At 69.5% G+C, this 773-nt stretch carries 1 protein-coding gene; it reads right to left on the minus strand.

Annotated elements, in window-relative coordinates; translation table 11 throughout:
* Nucleotides 1-773, minus strand: a 773-nt coding sequence (locus BFF76_RS30500; protein WP_208604900.1) for an ERAP1-like C-terminal domain-containing protein, incomplete at both ends; no start/stop codon positions are given.

Below are 773 nucleotides of genomic sequence, written 5' to 3' on the forward strand. Positions count from 1 at the left end.
GTCCTTGGGGGTGAGTCCTTCGGTGCGGCGCAGGAGGTCGCGGCAGAGTGAGGTGAGGGTGGTGAGGGCTGTGGGCCGGTCCTGGGGTGGGAGGTAGCGGTCGGCGATGTGGGTGGCGGCGAAGCCGAGGACGCCTTGGACGAGGGCGAGGTCGGTTTCGTAGGGGAGGTGGGTGCGGGCGGCGGTGAGGTGGACGGTGGGGTGGAGTTCGCCGTCGCGGACCATGTCGCGGGCGGTGTTCCAGAGGAGGGCGCGGGTGAGGGCGTCGGGGATTCCGGAGAGGTGGGTGAGGGCGGTGTTCCAGGAGTCGGGGTCGAGGCGGATCTTGGCGTAGGTGAGGTCGTTGTCGTTGGGGACGACGAGGTCGGGGCGTTGGCCGGGCTGGGTGGTGGGTGTGCCGTTCTGGGGGATGTCGAGGTCGAAGCGCTGGCGCAGGGTGAGGTGGTCGGCGCCGGTCTGGGTGTCGAGGTTGTGGTCGTAGGTGCCGACGGTGATGCGGTGGGGGCGGTTGCCGGTGTGGTCGACGGTGAGGTTCCAGCTGTTGCCGGTGTTCTCGACGTGGGCGGTGAGGGTGTCGATGCCGGTGGTGCGGAGCCAGGTGGCGGCCCAGGTGTGGACGTCGCGGTCGGTGGCGGTGGCGAGGTTGTCGATGAAGTCGGCGAGGGTGGCGTTGGCGAATTTGTGCCGGGCGAAGTGGGTGTTGATGCCGGCGAGGAAGTCTTTTTCGCCGAGCCAGGCGACGAGTTGGCGGAGTGCGGAGGCGCCCTTGGCGT

The sequence above is a fragment of the Streptomyces mutomycini genome (genome assembly GCF_001700505.1).
GTDB classification, from domain to species: domain Bacteria; phylum Actinomycetota; class Actinomycetes; order Streptomycetales; family Streptomycetaceae; genus Streptomyces; species Streptomyces mutomycini.